At 57.4% G+C, this 18,668-nt stretch carries 20 protein-coding genes and 2 pseudogenes; 14 read left to right on the forward strand and 8 right to left on the reverse strand.

Features of this window, described 5'->3' with window-relative positions:
• Positions 1 to 69: 69 nt before the first annotated feature.
• The 13 genes and pseudogenes from ACZRMH_RS24255 to ACZRMH_RS24315 all read left to right on the forward strand — a co-directional run.
• Positions 70 to 2,547: a VirB4 family type IV secretion/conjugal transfer ATPase gene (locus ACZRMH_RS24255; RefSeq protein ID WP_464015628.1), complete on the forward strand. Its 2,478-nt coding sequence runs from the start codon at positions 70 to 72 to the stop codon at positions 2,545 to 2,547.
• Complete coding sequence (locus ACZRMH_RS24260) at positions 2,547 to 3,233, forward strand: TrbJ/VirB5 family protein (RefSeq protein WP_464015629.1); 687 nt, start codon at positions 2,547 to 2,549, stop codon at positions 3,231 to 3,233. Before ACZRMH_RS24255 ends, ACZRMH_RS24260 begins: the two co-directional genes overlap by 1 nt.
• Positions 3,234 to 3,262: 29 nt before the next feature.
• Positions 3,263 to 3,475 carry a hypothetical protein gene (locus ACZRMH_RS24265; protein WP_048377561.1) on the forward strand — a complete coding sequence of 71 codons (213 nt, stop codon included), beginning with the start codon at positions 3,263 to 3,265 and terminating at the stop codon, positions 3,473 to 3,475.
• The gene (locus ACZRMH_RS24270; RefSeq protein ID WP_048377560.1) at positions 3,468 to 3,857 is read left to right on the forward strand and encodes a hypothetical protein; all 390 of its coding nucleotides are present in this window, start codon (positions 3,468 to 3,470) and stop codon (positions 3,855 to 3,857) included. The genes ACZRMH_RS24265 and ACZRMH_RS24270 overlap by 8 nt, the downstream gene beginning before the upstream one ends.
• Positions 3,845 to 4,705, forward strand: coding sequence for a TrbL/VirB6 family protein (locus tag ACZRMH_RS24275; RefSeq protein ID WP_048377559.1), 861 nt, complete (start codon positions 3,845 to 3,847; stop codon positions 4,703 to 4,705). The genes ACZRMH_RS24270 and ACZRMH_RS24275 overlap by 13 nt, the downstream gene beginning before the upstream one ends.
• Positions 4,705 to 5,370: a VirB8 family type IV secretion system protein gene (locus ACZRMH_RS24280; protein WP_048377558.1), complete on the forward strand. Its 666-nt coding sequence runs from the start codon at positions 4,705 to 4,707 to the stop codon at positions 5,368 to 5,370. Before ACZRMH_RS24275 ends, ACZRMH_RS24280 begins: the two co-directional genes overlap by 1 nt.
• Positions 5,371 to 5,397: 27 nt before the next feature.
• Positions 5,398 to 6,177, forward strand: coding sequence for a TrbG/VirB9 family P-type conjugative transfer protein (locus tag ACZRMH_RS24285; protein WP_053070063.1), 780 nt, complete (start codon positions 5,398 to 5,400; stop codon positions 6,175 to 6,177).
• Positions 6,178 to 6,179: 2 nt separating this feature from the next.
• A complete protein-coding gene (locus ACZRMH_RS24290) occupies positions 6,180 to 7,439 on the forward strand; it encodes a TrbI/VirB10 family protein (protein WP_048377557.1) in 1,260 nt (419 codons plus the stop codon).
• 9 nt (positions 7,440 to 7,448) lie between these two features.
• Complete coding sequence (virB11, locus tag ACZRMH_RS24295; protein WP_048377556.1) at positions 7,449 to 8,477, forward strand: P-type DNA transfer ATPase VirB11; 1,029 nt, start codon at positions 7,449 to 7,451, stop codon at positions 8,475 to 8,477.
• A complete protein-coding gene (locus tag ACZRMH_RS24300) occupies positions 8,461 to 9,375 on the forward strand; it encodes a lytic transglycosylase domain-containing protein (RefSeq protein ID WP_048377555.1) in 915 nt (304 codons plus the stop codon). The genes virB11 and ACZRMH_RS24300 overlap by 17 nt, the downstream gene beginning before the upstream one ends.
• A gap of 29 nt (positions 9,376 to 9,404) precedes the next feature.
• Positions 9,405 to 9,731 (forward strand): TrbM/KikA/MpfK family conjugal transfer protein, encoded by a 327-nt coding sequence (locus ACZRMH_RS24305; protein ID WP_053070061.1) that lies wholly within the window; start codon positions 9,405 to 9,407, stop codon positions 9,729 to 9,731.
• A complete protein-coding gene (locus tag ACZRMH_RS24310; RefSeq protein ID WP_254925078.1) occupies positions 9,721 to 9,849 on the forward strand; it encodes a hypothetical protein in 129 nt (42 codons plus the stop codon). Before ACZRMH_RS24305 ends, ACZRMH_RS24310 begins: the two co-directional genes overlap by 11 nt.
• Before the next feature lie 27 nt (positions 9,850 to 9,876).
• A pseudogene (locus ACZRMH_RS24315) lies at positions 9,877 to 10,023 on the forward strand (phospholipase D-like domain-containing protein); the annotation flags it as partial.
• A gap of 120 nt (positions 10,024 to 10,143) precedes the next feature.
• Here the strand turns inward: ACZRMH_RS24315 and ACZRMH_RS24320 are convergent.
• The 7 genes from ACZRMH_RS24320 to ACZRMH_RS24350 form a co-directional block, all read right to left on the reverse strand.
• Positions 10,144 to 11,247, reverse strand: a complete 1,104-nt coding sequence (locus tag ACZRMH_RS24320) for an FAD-binding oxidoreductase (RefSeq protein ID WP_009682427.1) — start codon at positions 11,245 to 11,247, stop codon at positions 10,144 to 10,146.
• Positions 11,244 to 12,317: an aromatic ring-hydroxylating dioxygenase subunit alpha gene (locus ACZRMH_RS24325; RefSeq protein ID WP_009682426.1), complete on the reverse strand. Its 1,074-nt coding sequence runs from the start codon at positions 12,315 to 12,317 to the stop codon at positions 11,244 to 11,246. Before ACZRMH_RS24325 ends, ACZRMH_RS24320 begins: the two co-directional genes overlap by 4 nt.
• Before the next feature lie 186 nt (positions 12,318 to 12,503).
• Complete coding sequence (locus ACZRMH_RS24330) at positions 12,504 to 13,616, reverse strand: DUF2817 domain-containing protein (RefSeq protein ID WP_095003307.1); 1,113 nt, start codon at positions 13,614 to 13,616, stop codon at positions 12,504 to 12,506.
• Positions 13,617 to 13,639: 23 nt separating this feature from the next.
• Positions 13,640 to 14,407 (reverse strand): ABC transporter ATP-binding protein, encoded by a 768-nt coding sequence (locus ACZRMH_RS24335; protein ID WP_009682424.1) that lies wholly within the window; start codon positions 14,405 to 14,407, stop codon positions 13,640 to 13,642.
• Between the two features lie 27 nt (positions 14,408 to 14,434).
• Positions 14,435 to 15,148 (reverse strand): ABC transporter permease, encoded by a 714-nt coding sequence (locus ACZRMH_RS24340; protein WP_009682423.1) that lies wholly within the window; start codon positions 15,146 to 15,148, stop codon positions 14,435 to 14,437.
• Positions 15,145 to 15,834 carry an ABC transporter permease gene (locus tag ACZRMH_RS24345; RefSeq protein WP_009682422.1) on the reverse strand — a complete coding sequence of 230 codons (690 nt, stop codon included), beginning with the start codon at positions 15,832 to 15,834 and terminating at the stop codon, positions 15,145 to 15,147. The genes ACZRMH_RS24340 and ACZRMH_RS24345 overlap by 4 nt, the downstream gene beginning before the upstream one ends.
• A gap of 116 nt (positions 15,835 to 15,950) precedes the next feature.
• Positions 15,951 to 16,721, reverse strand: coding sequence for an ABC transporter substrate-binding protein (locus ACZRMH_RS24350; RefSeq protein ID WP_009682421.1), 771 nt, complete (start codon positions 16,719 to 16,721; stop codon positions 15,951 to 15,953).
• A 381-nt stretch (positions 16,722 to 17,102) separates the two neighbouring features.
• Here ACZRMH_RS24350 and ACZRMH_RS24355 point away from each other — a divergent pair, with 381 nt between their 5' ends.
• Positions 17,103 to 18,032 carry a LysR substrate-binding domain-containing protein gene (locus ACZRMH_RS24355; protein ID WP_009682420.1) on the forward strand — a complete coding sequence of 310 codons (930 nt, stop codon included), beginning with the start codon at positions 17,103 to 17,105 and terminating at the stop codon, positions 18,030 to 18,032.
• A gap of 6 nt (positions 18,033 to 18,038) precedes the next feature.
• On the opposite strand, the pseudogene ACZRMH_RS24360 reads toward ACZRMH_RS24355, so the two are convergent.
• A pseudogene (locus ACZRMH_RS24360) lies at positions 18,039 to 18,654 on the reverse strand (LysR substrate-binding domain-containing protein); the annotation flags it as partial.
• Positions 18,655 to 18,668 lie beyond the last annotated feature (14 nt).

Consider the following 18,668-nt stretch of genomic DNA (forward strand, 5'->3'; position numbering starts at 1 on the left):
AGTCATGGGAGAGGTGATGCAGGAAGCCTTGGCTATGCGGCATGATGCTCCGGCTTCAATTCAATAACCGTGTTGCACTCAGCTCCTGCAACCGCCCAGTTTGAAGTTCGCCGTAACACGCTGCTACGTACCGTCGCATTCAGTAACTTGGGCCTGTACGTGCATACCATCCGCCGTAAGGTCTTTGATTTCCCTGAAGGCGAGGGCGGCACCTGGTTCTCCAAGCAACTCAACGCTGCTTGGCGTGGCCGTTATCAACACAAAGGGTTCTACGTCAACGAGATCTATATCTCGCTGGTACGCAACCGTTTCCGGTCTGGTGTACCAGGGCTGATGGATCGAGGCATTGCGCTGATTACAGGGACCAGCCCGACTAAGCAGGATGCTGAATCCTATGACGACATGGCTGAGGATCTGTACAAGGCTGCGAATCTGCTGCTGGGTGGACTGTCCGAGTACGGTGCGACTCGCCTGAAAGTGCAGCGGCACCCTAAAACCGATTCAAAGATGATCGACCGTGACCGGGCTTATGACGCGGTGCGTCGTTTCCGTTGGAGCTGGGCGGATTTCAAAGAGCACAACGGCGATCACCAGCAATACCCTTCTGAGGTCGTGTATGACTTCCTGGGAGAGGAATTCTCCGAACTCAGTACGTTCTTCAACTACCTGATCAACCTTGAGGATCGCAAGATCCCCCTGAGCGATCAGAAGCTCTGCGAAATGTTGCCATACGCTCGCCTTAACTTTCGTGTGTTGGCAACCATGTGCGAAGTACGTGGCAGCACCAGTTCGCGTATCGGCGCGATGTTGAGCATGGCTGAATGGCCGCGCAGAACTCCATCGCGGATGATGAACAAGTTCCTGCAGCAGCCGGTGGAATACATCATCACGCAATCGTTCTTCTTCTCTAACCGAATCGAAGCTGAATCGGCGATGACGCAAGAACAACGGCGCCTGACTGTCTCGGACACTCACGGCATCGCCGACGATGACAGCAAGGAACTGACTGAGGGGATTCGGGCGTTGCGCCGTGGTGATGCTGTCAACGGTCTGCACCACCTGACCATCTTTGTGCATGTGCCGTCGTTGCCTATGGACTCGGAAGCGAACCGTAAGCAGAACGCTAGCGAACTCGATAAAGCCGTGGGCCTGGTGGAAAACTGCTTTGTTGACCTGAACGTCAAATCGGTACGCGAGTGGATGGGCCTGGAAACCTTCTACTGGTCGCAGCTGCCAGGCCAAGCACAGAACCTGATTGGTCGTCGCGGCAAGATCAAATCGACCAACTTCGCGGGGTTTGCTTCGTTGCACAACTTCGCCAAGGGGCGTCGGGATGGCAACTTGTGGGGGCCAGCCATTACCGCTTTTGAAACTGAGAGCGGGACTTCCTACAACTTCAACTTCCATCGCGAACTGGAAGGGATGGTTGCAGGGCACACGGCAATTGCCGCTGATACGGGTTCGGGTAAGACCACCGTTATTTCTCTGATGGTCAGTGAGGCCGACAAAGCCGAGCCACGAGTATTCTGGTTCGATAACCGCTACGGCGCAAAGGTGTTCATGAAAGCTATGGGCGGTGTGCATACCACGCTTTCCCCTCATAGCGGCATGAACTGGAACCCCTTCAAGCTGCCCGATACGGCTGAAAACCGTGCGTTTCTGGTGGATCTGCAAGTGCTGATGCGTCAGTGCTACGCATCAACCCCTACGTCTGCTGATGACATCAAGCGTTTCAAGGCTCTGGTGGACGAAAACTACAGCCTGCCGTTCGAGGATCGCCGGTTCCGCAATGTCGTGTGGACGTATGGCCAGGGCGAGCTGGCCGATGTTATGGCCATCTGGCACGGCGCCAAGGGTGTCACTGGCGCGAATGCCGGTGTCTTCGACAACGTGAATGACTCCATCGACCTGAGCACGTCGCGGCACTACTGCTTTGAAATGATGGAACTGCTCAAGGGCGGTGAGGCGCGGCCAGAACTTCCGGTCGTGTTGAGCTACCCACTGCATCGCATCGAGCAAGCAATGGATGGCACGCCTTTCATCCTGGTACTGGAGGAAGGGCAAAACCTGGTGAAGAACGAGTATTGGAAGAAGCGAATCGACAACTTCATCATGCAGATCCGTCGCAAAAACGGCCTGATTATCTTTGTCACGCCTGATGCCAAGTATTTCCGCAGTGAAACCGACTCAATCGACAAACAGAGTGCCACCAAGATCTATCTGTCGAACGACGCGGCCACTGATGAAGATCATCAAAACCTGACCGTCGCTGAACGTAAGTGGATCCGCGAAATCGGCCAGGGCTCTCGCAAGTTCCTTATCCGTCGCGGCAAAGAGTCGATCAAGGTTGTATTCGATCTGACCTCAGAGGATCCGAAGGCCGATCTGTCCGACTTCATCCCCGTGCTGTCCTCGAACGATGTTGGTGTGGCTCTGATGGAGTCGATTATCAAGCGCCTGGGCACTGACGATCCAGAGCAATGGGTTCCGGTCTTCATGGCCGAAGCCAAAGCCAAAAACACTCACAACTTGAAGGCGGTCAAATGATGACGACTATCAAAAAGCTGTGCCTCGCTACGGCGGTGGTTATGGCTATCAGCGGCCAAGCACACGCAACGGGTGTTCCAACTGGTGACGCTGGCACCTGGGCTGCGTTGGCCCAGCAATACCTCGTGTTGAAAGATCAATTTGACACGTTGAAACACTCCTACGAGACGCAAAGCCGAACCCTGGACAGCCTCAAAGGCTCGTACGGTCGCGGCGCTATCGGTCTGAATGACGCGATCAACTCGGCCTCGGTCGTGCCAGGTTCATGGCAGGAAGTCGTTTCCCGTCAAAGCTCGGGCGCTTATGGCAGCAAGCAGTCGTATTACGAACAACTGATCAACACGTTGCCGCAGGAACTGTTCAACAACCCGCAGGGCCAACGGGCTCAGAATTATCAGCTCAGTTATGACTCTGTTCGCGCTGCAATGTCTGGTGGTGACGCGCTGTACAGCGAGGTGCAAGTCCACCTGAACAACTTGGCCACGCTCTCGGCGCAAGTCGATCACACCGCCAATGCCAAAGACGCCGCAGACCTGCAAAACCGTATTGCCGCTGAAAACGGCATGTTGTCCTCGGCTCAATCGAAGCTGTCAGCGTTGAACATGAACCTGCAAGCGAACTTGAACAACGCTGAGAACCAGGCTACGTCGGACAACGAAAAATTCTTCAAGTGGAAAGATCAGTAATTCTCGCGTGCGAGAAAAGGAGTAACCGCATGAAAGCAATCGTCTTCATCTTCAAAGGCGTCACCCTCCCGATCTGGCTCCCGCTGTGGGTGGTGTTCAAGCTCTGGAAAGTGGTGCTGCTGGCCGTGGTGGTCAGTGCGGCCTCGGGCTGTGTCACCAACACCGGCAAGATTGATAAGTCGCCTTGCGCTTGCCAGTTCACCCCGTTTGTCACAGCAGACCAGGAGCGCAGCAATGCTTAAATTCAAACTACATCACGTCCTTTCGGTAGTCGTTGCCGTGGTCGTTGTCGGTAGCGTGGTTTACATCAATACCGCTTCGTACTTCTCGACGGAACCTGCTGAACCAGGCAATCCAACAGCACCGATCAGCGTCGGGAAAAACCCTCTGTTGAGCGCATCAAAACGCGACGTTGGCAACTGGTTCCCCGGCACTTGCTTTGCTGAGATCTACATGAAGTCGTCGTCGTACGGCGGTTCGCTGGTTCAAGGCTGCATCGAACAGACTTCCAGGGAGATCAAGGCACAAACCGGTGTGCAGTTGAGTGCCAGTGACTTCCGCGACCCCGAAGTGCTCTCCCACTTCCAGGGTGTGTACGGAGCATCGAACCCATGGCGCAGCTGACCCTTGAGGGCTTAATCGGTGCCACTGACGAATTGACTACCAGCTTCGTCGCCCAGGTGTTTCCTGACTTGGCGGAACTGGTTTCCCCAGCCGTGTACCTGATTGCCGTTGCTTACTGGGCAGTGCTCGGGTTCACGATCTACAACGGCCAAGCCATCAAGTATTGGGATCTGGCGCAAAGGATGTTCCTCACTGCCATGGTGTTCCTGACGCTGAATTGGTCTACGGGAGGGCTTGTGTTCTACCAGGCATGGGGCGGTTTCACAGAATCCATTGCCGCGAAAATCATGAGCGGGGGTGTCAATTCGACGTCGATGCTCGACGCCTTGTATGTGAATGTCGGGAAAGTAGCCAGCGTTCTGATGAACGTCAGTTGGCGGCAGTTTGCAATGATCATGATGGGCTACGGCTTATTCGTTATTAACTGCATTCTGTTCGTGGTCGCGATCTTGAACATGCTGATTGCTAAGTTTGGTGCAGCTATCAGCATGTCGATTCTGCCGATCTTGGTCGCGTTTTTCTTCTTTCCACAAACACGGGGTTGGGGAATGAATTGGCTAAGCAAGATGTTGAACTTCTCGCTTATCTACATTCTGTCCATCGCCATTATCCGATTCGGCTATTCTGTCTTCGGAGACGCCATTAACGAAGTTGCGCAAACCGCTACTATCAGTGACGCAGCCCTAATGACGGCTCAACAGTACGGCACATTATTGATCGTGGAAGGAGTCTTGATTATCTGCATGTTGCAAGTTCGCGGTTGGGCCGCTGCGTTGTCCTCTGGTGCAACTGTAGGGGGGTCGTCGCTGGTGATGATGGCTGTTAGAACTTTGGGAGTGAAAATGTAATGGACAAGACATTCAAGAATGATGAGGCCGTGCGCCGCAATTCATTGCGAGAGCAGCAGAAGGTCAAACAGGAACGCAATCGCTCCCTGTTCCTCAATGGTGCTCAGGCGATTTCCATTGTTGCTTTGGCTTGTGCGGTCTATGTCCTGTCGGATCTGCACACTGTAATTCCCGTGGTAGCCACCATCGGCGCAGACGGTGAAGTCCTGAAAATGCGCGTCATTGACAAGGAAAATGTGTCGGCAGAACAAGCCTTGATCGAGTCAGACCTGTACGCCTTCGTGAATGCGTGCAACACCTTTGATCCACGCAGAAGGCAGTCACTTTCTGACACCTGCCACCTGTACACAACGCCGGAGGTTGCGCGCCAGTACGAGCAGGAAATCAATCCAGATAATCCAAGAAACCCCTACGCATTGCTGGGTGAAAAGGAGTGGATTGAAGCCGAGGCGTACAGCATCAATAAAGTAGGTGACATTTATCAAATTTCATTCACGTCAAACTTTCATCAAGCAGGGAAAGCTGATCCCGTACCAACGAACTACACAGCGAATCTGAAAATAGCGAACACACTTGTACCGCGTCAGCTCGGTGATCGCTGGGTTAACCCGCTCGGTACTGTGATTACTCTTTATCGAAAAAGTGAAGAACTGAGCCGCCGGTAATTCACTCAATTCAAGGAAACTAAAATCATGAAGCAACATTGCATTTTGCCGACCGCTATCGCCCTGAGTTTGTGTTTTTTTGGTGGTTTTGCACACGCCGCTAAGTTGCCAACCCCGCTCTTGACCGATAAACGGGTTAAACAAGTTACTTATGACCCGAACCAAGTCTACGAACTGGTGGGCACTTATAACTATCAAACATCCCTCGAATTTGAAGCGGATGAAATGGTGAAAGTGGTTGCCTTGGGCGACACCATCGCCTGGCAAACCATCCCGTTCCGCAATCGTCTGTTCCTCAAGCCGGTCGAGGAAAACGCGGACACCAACCTGACCGTGATCACCAGCAAGCGTACTTACTATTTCCAGCTGGGTAGCTCCAAGAAAAACACCGGCCAGTCGTACCTGATTCGCTTCATTTACCCAAGCAGCCGCGTGTCCTCTTTCACTGAGGTCAAGAGCCATGAGCCCCCGCCTGTGGTCAGCACCGGCACGCCAGGCTCCCCGAACATCAACTACGGCTATGCAGGTGACAAGGACTCCATTGGTTTGCAGTCGGTCATGGATGATGGCCAGTTCACCAAGTTCCTGCTCAAGAAAGGGGCTGACATGCCGCAGTTCTACCGCGTGTTGCCCGATGGAACTGAGGCCATGGTCAACAAACGCCGTGAGGGTGATTACGTGGTCGTAGAGCGCCTGGACAGTATGTTTGTCCTGCGTGACGGCAACGCCCATGTCTGCGTGGAGAACCTGGCCAACCCATATAAGCGCACCGTTACTCGAGGCGCTCGTGATGGCGGAGGGGCTTAAGCATGAACAATGACGACAACAAACCCGTTCCGGAGAAAACTCGCGAGGACGAACTTCGTGAGTGGAACGAATCACAGTCGAACTCGATGCTCAAAGCGAAGCCCGGCTCAAACAAGGCTGCCGGTGTCGCTGTGGCGCTCACGGCGGTTGCGCTTTGTGGGTTTGTCTACTGGTTAAAACACAGTGATGAACCTGTAGCCGGGAACAGCGTTGGTAATGACGCGATCACCGCCGCACAGCCGCGCCGTGTGCAGGATCCAACCCTCAAGCGTCAAGCGGCGCAGGTCGCTCCTGTCAGCAATGACGGCAGCACTGCACCCGCTGACACGCCGCGCACTGTGGTAGACCGTCAAAATCAAACTGGTATGAGCGAAGCCGAGAAGCGTCGCCAGGCCATTGAGCTGCAGCGTGAGCTTGAAGAACAGAAGATGCAGGCCGCACGTCAACGCTCGGCCATCATCGCCACTGCGAAAGACGAGGGCTTCACGGATGAAGCTGAGGGTCAGAAGGGTGGGTCTGGATCCTTGGGCGTGGGGAGCGATAGAAACGCTCCTGTCCCGTCAAATGCCAATAGCGCTTACGCATCCTCGACGTTCACCGATGGGGTTACGGTATCCAAGGTACGCAAGATGGAAAACCTGGAGTACAAGGTTCTGCAGGGCGCTGTTATCGAGGCTGTGTTGCAGCCCCGCGCCCAAAGTCAGTTGCCGGGGCAGATCTGCGTAGACATTCAGCAGGACGTTTACGCGGCTGTCGGTCGTCGGGTTCTGATTCCGTGGGGCTCGACGGTTTGCGGCAGCTACAACGCCAGTCTTCGCCCTGGTCAAGAACGGTTGTTCACCATCTGGAATTGGTTACGTACGCCGAACCTGCCTGGACGCCCAGCAATGGAGATCGCGATCAATAGCGCGGGCTCTGACCAGTTGGGCACCGCTGGTCAAGGTGGCGTAGTCGATAACCATTGGGGGCAAATCTTCGGTGTTGCTGCAGCGGTTTCGATCATCGGCGCCGGTGCCTCGAATACCGGAGTGTCGTCCGGCGATCAGGAAAACTCGGCGTCACGCTATCGCACGGAAGTACAGGAAGCCGCGTCTGAGTCGGCCCAAACGATCCTGGGTCGCTACGCCAGTATCCAACCAACTTTGACCGTGCCCCATGGCTCGCGTGTGGTGATCTACCTGCAGCGCGATTTGGATTTCACCTCGCAATTCGAGGCCGAGATCGAGCACGCCAAGAGTGGCGGCGTCACCTTCATCCAGTGAGGAAGCGGTATGTCTGAGATTGCATCGTTCCGCGCCAAACTGAAAAACCTGGTCACGCTGCTGGACGATCCAGAAGTGACCGAAATTGCGATCAACGGCCCTGGCAACGTCTGGGCCGGTTATCACGGCAGTCGGTTCATGAAGCCGGTGCAGATCGAGGGGGTAACAACTGGATTAATTACCTCGCTCGGTGAGGTGATTGCCGCTCATACCGGGCAACAGGTTGACTCGTATACGCCGATTCTGTCGGGCCGTATTCCGATCAATCTCGCCGAGGGTGTGCCAGACAACCAGCGCGGCGATTACCGCGTGCAGGTTGTCTTGGCGCCTGCGGTCGAACAGCACATTGGCGGCATCGTCTGTATCCGTAAGCCCGGTATCAAGCAAATCACCCTGGACGAATACCAGGACACCGGGGCTTTCGAGCATATCAACGAGCCTCGGTTGCACAGCGATTATTCCGACGATCACCTGATAGCGCTGTATCGCGCTAAGCGCTGGAAAGAGTTCTTCATCGGGATCATGAAAGCCCGCAAGAACATCATGATTTCAGCCGGGACCAACGCGGGTAAAACCACCTGGCTCAACGGGATGCTGGAGCACATTGATCCGCATGAACGTCTCGTCACCATTGAAGACACCCGCGAGATCCGCACACCCAACAAGAACGTGGTTCACCTGATCTATTCACGTGGCGGTCAAGGTCGCGCCAAGGTCACACCGTTTGACCTGCTTGAGTCGATTCTTCGACTGACCCCCGACCGGGCAATCATGGGCGAGATCCGCGGCGGCGAAGCCTTCCCGTTTTTGGAGCTGTTGAACACCGGTCACAGCGGTTCACTTTCCTCGATTCACTCGGACTCGCCGGAAATGATGTTCGACCGCCTGGCGTCTATGGCTGCGCGTGGCGGCGCCGAAATGAACAAGTCGCAACTGATCGAATACTCGCGGCAACTGATCGATGTCGTCATTCAGTGGGAGTACGGCTTTGATGGCCGTCGCTACATCTCGGAGGTTCAATATGCAAAAGCTGCCTAAGTTCGCGGTAACGCTGTTGGCACTGGCCTGCACTCTCGGCCAGGCCTGGGCCGATGAACAAGCCCCGGTGCCGTTCTCTGAGCTGGCCGTTAAGTGCGCGCCTACCGTGCATCCGCAGACCCTAAAGTCATTGATCGGCAATGAATCGACCTACAACCCTTACGCTATTGGGGTTGTCGATGGCCGATTGGAGCGTCAGCCCAAGTCGTTGCGTGAAGCGGTGGCCACCGCCGAACGGTTGGAGCGCGAAGGCTTCCGTTTCTCGGTCGGTATTGGCCAGCTCCTGGTGACGAACATGCGGGCTCTCGGCCTGAGCTACGCCCAAGCGTTTGAGCCGTGCCGCAACCTGCAGGCGATTAGCGAGCTGATGGTCAAGAACTACACCAAAGCCCTGACCGCGAATCCGAACCCACAAGAAGCCCTGCGCGACTCGCTCTCGATGTACTACAGCGGGAACCCTGTACGTGGTTATCGCCCGGACAAAGAGGGTGATCTGTCCTACGTGCAGAAAGTTGTGGTCGGTGCCCTGAATCCTTCGAGTGCTGATCCGATTGTGCCTGCTGTGGAGGCCACTGCAGGCGATGAGGCGATACCCGTAGCGGTTGCATCACCAGGGGCACGAAAAACGCCTGTGCGCGCTCGTACAGCTTCGTCAAAACATAGTGACCCATGGGTGATTGTGACCGACGAAAACGGCCAGGCACCGCAACCCGCTCAACAGGCTGCGATGCAACCGGCGAGCCCTGAGCAGTCAAGGATTCAAGTTGCGCTGGACACTGGCGATGCTGCGCCGGTTGAACAGTTCCAACGCTTCGCTGATCCCAAACCAGCCGCTGCGCTGGCATCCGGCCAAGGGCAAGCGCAAGTCGAGCCATCTTTCGTACAGATCATCAATTGAATTTCTCGCACGCGAGAAAAGGGGGATTTATGCAAAAACTTCCATCCGTTTTTTTGCTGGGAGCGTTATTGCTGTCAGGTCCAGCCGTTGCTGATGAACCGGTCCAGCCGCCCTATGGCCATGACAGTAACCCCGACGCTTGCGGTGCTGTTCTTTGTCTACTTGGCATGACCCGCGATGGTGACTGCGACAAGTACATCCAGAAATATTTCAGTATCAAGCGTTACAAGCACGGACATTTCAGTCCTTCGCGCACGAAAGCCGCACGGGGGGAGACTGTTGAGTCCTGCAAGGACGATGAGGGTTTGACTAAAAAGGCCAACGATATTTGGGGGCCTGTAGAACATGGTTTCTAGAGTTTTCAAGCCACTGGCGTTGACGATGGCACTGGTCGCGGGGGGCAGCCTGCAAGTGCTGGCCCTGGCTGCTGACAACGAGGGCGACGCAAGCCGTCGCATCGAGGTCGGTTTCTAGCCCGAGGGCTCTGCACAGAAACTAGTCTTGCGCACCATTTACGCGGCCACCAGCTCTATCCGCGTTGCTGCGTACGTCTTCACCAGTCCAGACGTTACCCGAGCGCTGGTTGCCGCCAAGCAACGCGGTGTTGACGTGGCGGTGGTCGCCGATCACCGCAGCAACCTCGAAGAAGCGCGCTCAACTGCTGGGCGCCATGCCCTGACGCTTATAGCCAAGACGGGTACCCAAATATTGGATCTGATTTTTCGCGCCCAGCATCAGACACGCGGCCGACTTCGCCTACGGCGCTTACTATTGGCGCAGTTGCACCGTGATCGCACTGGTGGGCCGCGTGCAGCACAACAGGATGTCACCGTTTTGCGGAGCGTCCAGCGGGTCGTCGAAGTACTCGACCGTACCTTCGCGCAAGCTCACCTGGCAGGTATTGCACAAGCCCGCCCGGCAATTGAACGCCGGAGTCAGGCCCGCCTGTTCGGCCAATTCGAGCAATGAATGGCAGTTTTCATCCCAGGCTACGCGGGTGCCGGACGGCATGAAGCAGACACTTACGGCACCGTCCTTTGCCACAGGTTCGCTCAGCGTCGGCTCAGGTGGCGGCGCTGGACTGACGTCGTCTTCCTCAAGCACCGTCGCCGGGCCAAAAAACTCGTAATGAATTCGTTCGCGGGCCACCCCAAGGCTGCGCAACAGCCGCCAGTTGGCCTGCATGAAAAGTCTGGGGCCGCACAGGTAGATATCATAGTCGTCCAACGGCAGCAGGCTTTGCAGGGTTTGGCGACTGATCAGGCCCTGGCTGTGAAAGCGGTCACGATCCGCCTCGCTCGGATTGCGATAACAGAAGTGCACTTCAATGCCCGGGCGCCGGTCGGCCAGGGCCAGCACTTCATCGCGAAACCCATGCACCGCGCCGTTTTCGCAGGCGTGCAGAAAGTGCACCGGGCGCATCGACTGGCCGCTCAGGCGATGCAGCATGCTCAGCATGGGCGTCAAACCGACGCCGCCGCTGAACAGCACCACCGGCCTTGGACTTTGCTCGTCCAGCACAAAGGTGCCGGATGGGCCTGCGATGTCGAGTACGTCGCCAACCCGCACGCCGTCGTGCAGGTGGTTGGAACCTTGTCCGGCCGGCAGGTCTTGGCGATCGAACGGGGCGGGTTCACGCTTGACCGAAATTCGTACCTGGAGCGGGTTGTCCGTGAGGGCACTGACGCTGTAGTTACGCAGCACTCGAGTGCCGTCGCCCAACACCAGCCGCACCGTGAGGAACTGCCCCGGACGAAAGTCCATGGGTGCAGGACCGTCCTGCGGCGCGAGGACGAAGGAGGTAATGACCGCGCTTTCCGGCGTTTTCTCGATCACCCGCCAAGCCTTGAAACCTTGGGGTTGGCTGCTCATCTCAAACCCCCGCTGTTTGCGGTCTGGCCTTGTACCAGCGGGATCAAGTCCGCAGGTTGTTCCTGGGCAATCAATTTGGCCAGGTTACGCCGGAAACGCAGGGGTCCCGAGTCGGAGGCCAGGTCGATATTGGGGCTGCACTTGTTGGCCATGCCTTGATGGACGGCGGCGAGCACCACGCGGTCTTCGGCGAAAGCGTGACGTACGTCCTCATCGAACTGGCGCGAGACTTCCTCGTTGTCCTGGTCGAAGTTGCGCACCTGGAACCAGTAGTAGCGGGTGGTGGACTCATCGATGGGGGTCATGAAGTTGTAGGAGTTCATCAAGAACACCTGTTCGTGCACCGGCCCGGCATCCGATCCGGTGCCGGCCGGGGTGAAGATGGCCTTGATGATGGCCTGGGCCGGGTAGTGCACTTCGTAATGCTGCTTGCGGTCACAGTTGCCGCTGAACTTGACGAACTTGGCGTAGAACGGCGCCACTTCGATGTCGCGCATCCACCGCGACACGATCACGCCGACGTCTGTCACCGTAGTTTGCAGCGGCTCCTGGGCGCATGCGGCGCTGCCAAAGGAGGACTGGTGAACCCAGGCCACGTGGGAGGGGTCGAGCAGGTTGTCGGTCATGTACAGGTAGTTGCAGGGGATGACCATGCTGTCGCCACGATTCAGGCCCCAGGCCGGATCGCCCCATTCGGGCACGTGGCAAATCTTGCTGGCGTCGGCCAGCTCGGCATCGCCCATCCAGATCCAGATCAGGCCGTAGCGCACGGCCAGCGGATAACTGCGCACCTTGGCGCCTTGGGGAACGTGCTTACTGCCGGGGGCGCGCACGCAACTGCCCGAGCAGTCGAAGGTTAGGCCGTGGTAACCGCATTCGATGTCGTCACCTTGGCGCCGCCCTAAGGACAACGGCAGTTTGCGATGCGGGCAGGCATCTTCTAGGGCGACCGGGGTGCCATCGCCTTTGCGGTAAAGCACTACCGCCTCATTCAGCAGCTTGACCGCAAACAGTTGCTCACCGAGTTCGGTTTCACTGGCGGCGACATACCAGGCGTTGCGCATAAACATGGGGTCTCTCCTTATTATTCTTCGGATCGTGGCTAACGACGGATCCAGAATACGAGAGGCCAGTTGAGTAAGAATAGATGGATAAAACTGATATTTGGTTTAGGTTCTCTTAAGTGTTTATCGCGTCCCCACGAACATCTCCTGTGGGAGCTAGCTTGCTCGCTCCCACACTGGGTGCTGTGCGTTTTACAGACCGCCGCGCGTGCCTATCGCGGACAACGCCCGTTCCCAGATCTGCCGCGTTCGCACCCACACCAACTCTTGCCAGTCGCTGTCCGCGGGGAAGAATTGTTCAAGCAGTTGCAACTTGATCTGCCGTGCTTCGGGGCCGGTTGGGTCGCCGCGTAGGTGCAGCCACTGATCGTCGCGCAGCACCGCATGGATTTGTTGACCAGGGTAGGTGCCGCACTCGATCACGAACGGCATCAGTTGCACATGAGGCAAGGCGTTGATGATGGCCTGGGAGGTGTAACCGGTGGCAGTGGCAGCAACGCCGGTGTCACTCTGGCTGTTGGCGCTGGTCATCAGGGTGAACAGCCAGGGCCCGAACAACACCTGGGCCTGGGGCAGTGCCGGGTACGAGGCCTGGGCAATGGTCATCAACATCGGATGGCCATAATCGCCCGCGCCGGTGTGCAGGTCGAAGCACATCGCGACCTCGGCGTGTGCCAGGTGTTCGCCGAGGATCCGGTGCAGGGTCTGGTTCGACCAACTTGAGCTGTTACCGCCGTAGAACAGGCCATCGGGATGGCGATACTGACCGGCCTCGACAATCGACATCACCGCCGACCAGCCCTCGCGGCTGATCCGTTCATTGAGCTGGGCATCGGCGCGCTCACGTTCGGGGCCACGCAGTTGGGTACAGGTGTAGATCGGGTGCAGAGTTTCATAAGCCGCGTTGTCGGGTGGTGTCTTAGTGAAGTCCAGGTAGTTGCGGTTGAGGTCGATGTTGTCCTCGTTGACCCGACGCATCCAGGCCGTGCCCCACGGGTTGATCAAGTGGATCATCAGTACCGCGACGTCGTCGGGCAGGCTGCGCTCCCTGAAGGTTTGCAGCCATTGGCGCTGGCAATCCGAGCCGTAATAACCTTCCACGCCGTGGGTGCCGCTCAAGGCCACCAACACCCGTTTGGCCTGGGGGTTGCCGAGCAGGGCCACATCTGTGCCCAGGGCCTCGGCGAACGGGCCGCGCAATGGGTGCGGGTAATGGCTAAGACGGGCGCCGACGGCCTCGGCGGCGGCGAGGAATTGTTCACGCTGCTGGGTAAAGCTGCGGTGTGATGGAAAACCGTTACTCATGGTTGTCTCCTGTCGAAATGGGGTTACTTCAGGCGGCCGGAGAGGAACTGGGTCAAGCGCTCGCTTTGCGGACTGACCAGCACTTCACCCGGCGGACCTTGCTCTTCAACCCGGCCTTGGTGCAGGAACATCACATGGTTGGAGACGTTGCGCGCAAACCCCATCTCGTGGGTGACCACGACCATGGTGCGACCTTCCTCGGCCAGGGCCTGCATCACTTTCAGCACCTCGCCCACCAGTTCCGGATCCAGCGCGGAAGTGGGTTCGTCGAACAACATCACTTCCGGTTCCATGGCCAAGGCACGGGCAATGGCGACCCTTTGCTGCTGGCCGCCGGACAGGTGGGACGGGTATTTTTTCTCAACGCTCGGGTCCAGACCGACTTTATGCAGGTACTGCCGCGCGCGTGCCTCTGCGTCCTTGCGCTTGACGCCCAGCACATGCACCGGTGCTTCGATGATGTTCTCCAGCACGGTCATGTGCTGCCACAGGTTGAAGTGCTGGAACACCATCGCCAGTTTGGTGCGCACTTTTTGCAGCTGACGCGGGTCGGCCACCCGCAGCGCGCCGTTGAGATCCTGTTTGGTGCGGATTTGCTCGTTGTTTACCGTGATGGTTCCGGCGCACGGCTGTTCCAGGAAGTTGATGCAACGCAGGAAGGTGCTTTTGCCCGAGCCGCTGGAGCCAATGATGCTGATTACGTCGCCAGCTTTGGCCTTGAGCGATACGCCCTTGAGTACTTCGTGGTCGCCGTATTTCTTGTGCAGCTCATCTACGCTTAGCTTATACATGTTCGATGTCTCCAAAAGGACGGTCACTCAATGCGCCTGCGGTTGCAAGAAGGCCAGCCAGCGCACTTCGCAGCGACGAAACAGCCAGACCAGGGTAAACACCATCAGCGCGTACAGCACCGCCGCCAGGCCGAAGGCTTCGAACGAGGAGTAGGTCGCAGAGTTGACGTCGCGAGCGACCTTCAATAGATCGGGCACGGTGGCGGTGAAGGCGAGAGTGGTGGAGTGCAGCATCAGGATCACTTCGTTGCTGTAGTACGGCAGCGAACGGCGCAATGCCGAGGGCAGGATGATTCGCCGGTACAGGGTGAAGGTGGACATGCCATAGGCGCGGCCTGCTTCGATCTCGCCATAGGGCGTGGCGCGGATGGCGCCGGCGAAAATCTCCGTGGTGTAGGCGCACGTGTTGAGGGCAAAGGCCAGCAGGGTGCAGTTCATGCCCTCGCGAAAAAACGCATCGAGGGTCGGTTGGTCGCGCACCACTTGCAAGCTGTAGATCCCGGTGTAGAGGATTAGCAGTTGGATATACAACGGCGTGCCGCGAAACACGTAGGTGTAGAACCATACGGGCATGCGCAGCAGCGGATTGGACGAGACTCGTGCCACGGCCAGCGGCACGGCCAGGGTGCCGCCGATGGCGATGGAAGCGACTAGCAGCCAGAGGGTCATGGCCACGCCTGAGAGTTGGTAGCCGTCAAACCAAAGGTAGGCTTTCCAGTACTCCTGGACGATATCGATCATAGCTGCGCACCTCTGACGCCCACCGAGTAGCGGCGTTCAAGCCACATCAGCACGCCGTTGGAAACGGTGGTCAGGGCCAGGTAGATCAGGCCGCCGACCACGCTGAAGAAAAACAGGTCCATGGAGTTCTTGCCCGCGTCCTGGGTGACTTTGACGATATCGATCAAACCAATGATCGACACCAGCGCCGTGGCCTTGATCAACACCTGCCAGTTGTTGCCGATTCCCGGTAGGGCGAAGCGCATCATTTGTGGAAACAGCACCCGCACAAACACCTGCCGACGATTCATGCCGTAGGCCACGGCAGCTTCCAACTGGCCGGCTGGCACGGACTGAAAAGCGCCGCGGAAGGTCTCGGTGAAATAGGCACCGTAGATGAAACCCAGGGTCAGCACCCCGGCCGCGAAGGGGTTGATGTCAATCTGTTCGGTGTCCAGCCATTCAGTCAGGTTGTTCAGCCAGATCTGCAGGCTGAAGAACAGCAACAACATGATCACCAGGTCCGGCACGCTGCGAATCAGCGTGGTGTAGCCGGCGGCCAGGTGACGCAGCAGCGGTTGTTTCGATAGTTTGGCTGATGCGCCGATCAGGCCCAGCGTGACGGCCAGTACCATGGACATCAGTGCCAGCTGGATGGTCGCCAACGTACCTTCGAGAATGAGCGAACCATAGCCCTGTAAAAGCATGTTCTGTCTCTCCGTTGGCAAGGGCGGCCCGGGGGCCGGCCCTTGCGCGAAATGGATGGGCAAGGCGCCGGATCACCAAGCCGCGAGCGTTCCGGCACCGGTCAAGCGCAGGGCTTTTAGTTGTAGATGTCGAAGGTGAAGTACTTCTTCTGGATGGTGTCGTAGGTGCCGTTCTTGTGCATTTCGGCCAGTGCCCGGTTGATGGCTTCCATCAGCTGCGGCTCGTTCTTGCGCAGGCCGATGGCAATGCCTTCGCCCAGCAGTTCCTGGTTGTACACAGCGTCGCCGGCGAAGGCGAAACCGGTGTTCTTAGGCGTTTGCAAAAAACCCAGTTCGGCCACGGCGGCATCGGTCAGGCTGGCGTCGATACGGCCGCTGACCAGGTCCGGATACAGCAAGTCCTGATTGGGGTAGGTGACCATGATCACCCCTTTAGGCGCCCAGATTTTTTTGACGTACGTCTCTTGGGTAGTGCCTTGGGCTACGCCGACGCGCTTGCCTTTCAGGGATTCTGGCGTAGGCAGCAGACCGCTGTCCTTTTTCGCGATCAAACGGTTGGGGGAGTTATAGAGACGGTCGGAGAAGTCCACGTTTTTTTTGCGCTGGTCGTTGATGGTCATTGCCGACAACACGGCATCGAACTTTTTCGCCCGCAGCGCCGGGATGATGCTGTCGAATGCGTTTTCCACCCACACGCACTTGACCTTCAGCTCGGCGCAAATGGCGTTGCCCAGGTCGATGTCAAAGCCCACCAGTTGACCGTCGGGGTTTTTCGATTCGAACGGAGCGAAGGTCGGATCGACGCCAAAGCGAATGACGCTTAAATCCTTGGCCAGGACGCCGGTGGAAGCCAATGCAAAGACGGTGGCGAGTACAAATTTTTTCATTGTTGTTTTTCCTTTGTCTGACGGATCGAACGCTAACGATGTATTACAGAAAAATCTTTATATGATAGTACCTGTATATACATTTAATGCAAAATGCAGGCCAATTCACGGAAAATGCCTGCAAGGTGCTGTTTTTCGCGGTGCTGATAAGCCCGGGGTGGCTGAGTCGCCGGGCCACTATGGTTTTTTGGTACGCATGGTTACATCAGAGGCTGCACCGTATCGGGTCTTGCGTAACAACATGGGGCGTCTCCTGACCGGGACAGGTAAATACCCGCCAAAGCCAGAATACGAGGCTTTTCATATACAAAAAATGTCGAAAACTGTGGCTTGCTATAGCTCAGCTAAAGTATAAAACCGTCGATTGCTATGGAGATGATGATGAACAGCTTGCCTTCCCTGCGCGCGCTGCAGGTTTTTGAAGCCGTGGGACGTTTCGGCGGCATTGTCGAGGCCGCCAAGCGTCTGGGTATCTCGGCCGGTGCCGTCAGCCAACAAATGAAACTGCTGGAAGACACCCTGGGCTTGAGCCTGACCTTGAAGGTCGGCAAGCGTATTCGCCTGACCGCCGCCGGCCAGCGTTATCACGATAGCTGCGCAGCGGCATTCGAGAGCCTGCGCATCGCCCAGGTCGAGGTCGAGCGGTCGAAAAACGCCAGCAACCTGCGCATCAGCGCTTTGCCGTCATTGCTGTCGGATTGGTTGGCACCGCACATCTATGCCTGGCAGGACGAGCACCCGGAACTCAATTTGTTTCTCGATGGCAGTCACGCCGAACCTTCGCCAGAGGGCTACGACATCGATTTTCGCTTCACCTACGGCGACTACGTGGCCACGGAAAACGCCATCGAACTGTTTCGCGATTGCGTGGTGCCGGTGTGCAGCCCTTGGTTGTTGCGGCCTGATGTGCTGCTCAACAAACCGGCAGACCTGCTGGCATATCCGCTGCTGTCCATCGACTGGCTACCGAAGTTTGCCTCGCCGCCTTCGTGGCGTGACTGGTTCAAGGCCCAACAGGTGGACTGCGAAAGCATTCGCGATGGCTACCGCGTGTATTCCTTGTCTGCCATGGCAATCCAGGCCGCATTGGCGGGGCAGGGTGTGGTACTGGCGCAATACTCAATGGTGGCTGATGCGTTGTCAGATGGGCGTTTGATCAGGCCGTTTGCCCGGGCCTTGCCCTTGCCGTCGGCGTATTTTTTGGTGGGTGCCAAGGGCGCGTTCGACAAGGCCCACTGCCGCGACTTCCACCGTTGGATTGTGGCGCGCGGGCGTGAGCAAATGGTGATCAATCAGCGGTTGCTGGCGTAGCCGTCACTAGGCTGCGCTTGAGCTCAGGTTTTCGTCGGACAGTTCGCTGTTGGAGCGCCGGCACAGGTAGTACTGGCGGCCGTCATCCACGTGCAGGTCGAACAGCTTTACCAGTTCGCCGCTGGCGACATCGGCGCCACCAACGGCTCGCGCAGCAGCGAGCAACCCAGGCCGGTCAGCGCCAGTTGCCCGTCTTCGAGCAGCAAGCCATTGAGCGCACTGGCGTGCTTGACCTCGGCGACTTGAAACCATTCGGCCCAGGTGCCGCGTTCTTCGTCGTGCAGCAACGGCAGTTGGCTCAAGGCCTGGGGCGAGTCGATGGGGGCGTGGCGCTGAAGGAATTCGCGGCTGCAATAGGGCGAGACGGCACCCGAGATCAGCGGCTCGCTGTGATTGCCCGGCCAGTGGCTGGTTCGCTGGAATAGCTGCGGTGGTTTGCGTAGGTGACGTTGATGTCCAGTTCCGGGTTTTGCGCCAGGAACTCGACCAGCCTCGGAATGAACAGGTTGATGCCAAACAGCGGAATCAAGCTGATGGTCACCTGGCGCATGACGGACTTCTCGCGCACATGCTCGGTGGCGCTGTGCAATACCGCGAAAGCCGAGCGGATGGCACGGTAATAGGGGGCATGCCGAG

Source organism: Pseudomonas sp. B414, assembly GCF_055408445.1.

Excerpts from the sequence above, each read along its gene's own strand:
- ACZRMH_RS24260 (WP_464015629.1), top strand. The coding sequence starts at position 2,547 with ATGACGACTATCAAAAAGCTGTGCCTCGCTACGGCGGTGGTTATGGCT.
- ACZRMH_RS24280 (WP_048377558.1), top strand. The coding sequence starts at position 4,705 with ATGGACAAGACATTCAAGAATGATGAGGCCGTGCGCCGCAATTCATTG.
- ACZRMH_RS24290 (WP_048377557.1), top strand. The coding sequence starts at position 6,180 with ATGAACAATGACGACAACAAACCCGTTCCGGAGAAAACTCGCGAGGAC.
- ACZRMH_RS24285 (WP_053070063.1), top strand. The coding sequence starts at position 5,398 with ATGAAGCAACATTGCATTTTGCCGACCGCTATCGCCCTGAGTTTGTGT.
- ACZRMH_RS24320 (WP_009682427.1), bottom strand. The coding sequence starts at position 11,247 with ATGAGCAGCCAACCCCAAGGTTTCAAGGCTTGGCGGGTGATCGAGAAA.
- ACZRMH_RS24350 (WP_009682421.1), bottom strand. The coding sequence starts at position 16,721 with ATGAAAAAATTTGTACTCGCCACCGTCTTTGCATTGGCTTCCACCGGC.
- ACZRMH_RS24325 (WP_009682426.1), bottom strand. The coding sequence starts at position 12,317 with ATGTTTATGCGCAACGCCTGGTATGTCGCCGCCAGTGAAACCGAACTC.
- ACZRMH_RS24335 (WP_009682424.1), bottom strand. The coding sequence starts at position 14,407 with ATGTATAAGCTAAGCGTAGATGAGCTGCACAAGAAATACGGCGACCAC.
- ACZRMH_RS24340 (WP_009682423.1), bottom strand. The coding sequence starts at position 15,148 with ATGATCGATATCGTCCAGGAGTACTGGAAAGCCTACCTTTGGTTTGAC.
- ACZRMH_RS24330 (WP_095003307.1), bottom strand. The coding sequence starts at position 13,616 with ATGAGTAACGGTTTTCCATCACACCGCAGCTTTACCCAGCAGCGTGAA.
- ACZRMH_RS24265 (WP_048377561.1), top strand. The coding sequence starts at position 3,263 with ATGAAAGCAATCGTCTTCATCTTCAAAGGCGTCACCCTCCCGATCTGG.
- ACZRMH_RS24345 (WP_009682422.1), bottom strand. The coding sequence starts at position 15,834 with ATGCTTTTACAGGGCTATGGTTCGCTCATTCTCGAAGGTACGTTGGCG.
- ACZRMH_RS24305 (WP_053070061.1), top strand. The coding sequence starts at position 9,405 with ATGCAAAAACTTCCATCCGTTTTTTTGCTGGGAGCGTTATTGCTGTCA.
- ACZRMH_RS24300 (WP_048377555.1), top strand. The coding sequence starts at position 8,461 with ATGCAAAAGCTGCCTAAGTTCGCGGTAACGCTGTTGGCACTGGCCTGC.
- virB11 (WP_048377556.1), top strand. The coding sequence starts at position 7,449 with ATGTCTGAGATTGCATCGTTCCGCGCCAAACTGAAAAACCTGGTCACG.
- ACZRMH_RS24275 (WP_048377559.1), top strand. The coding sequence starts at position 3,845 with ATGGCGCAGCTGACCCTTGAGGGCTTAATCGGTGCCACTGACGAATTG.
- ACZRMH_RS24270 (WP_048377560.1), top strand. The coding sequence starts at position 3,468 with ATGCTTAAATTCAAACTACATCACGTCCTTTCGGTAGTCGTTGCCGTG.
- ACZRMH_RS24310 (WP_254925078.1), top strand. The coding sequence starts at position 9,721 with ATGGTTTCTAGAGTTTTCAAGCCACTGGCGTTGACGATGGCACTGGTC.
- ACZRMH_RS24355 (WP_009682420.1), top strand. The coding sequence starts at position 17,103 with ATGAACAGCTTGCCTTCCCTGCGCGCGCTGCAGGTTTTTGAAGCCGTG.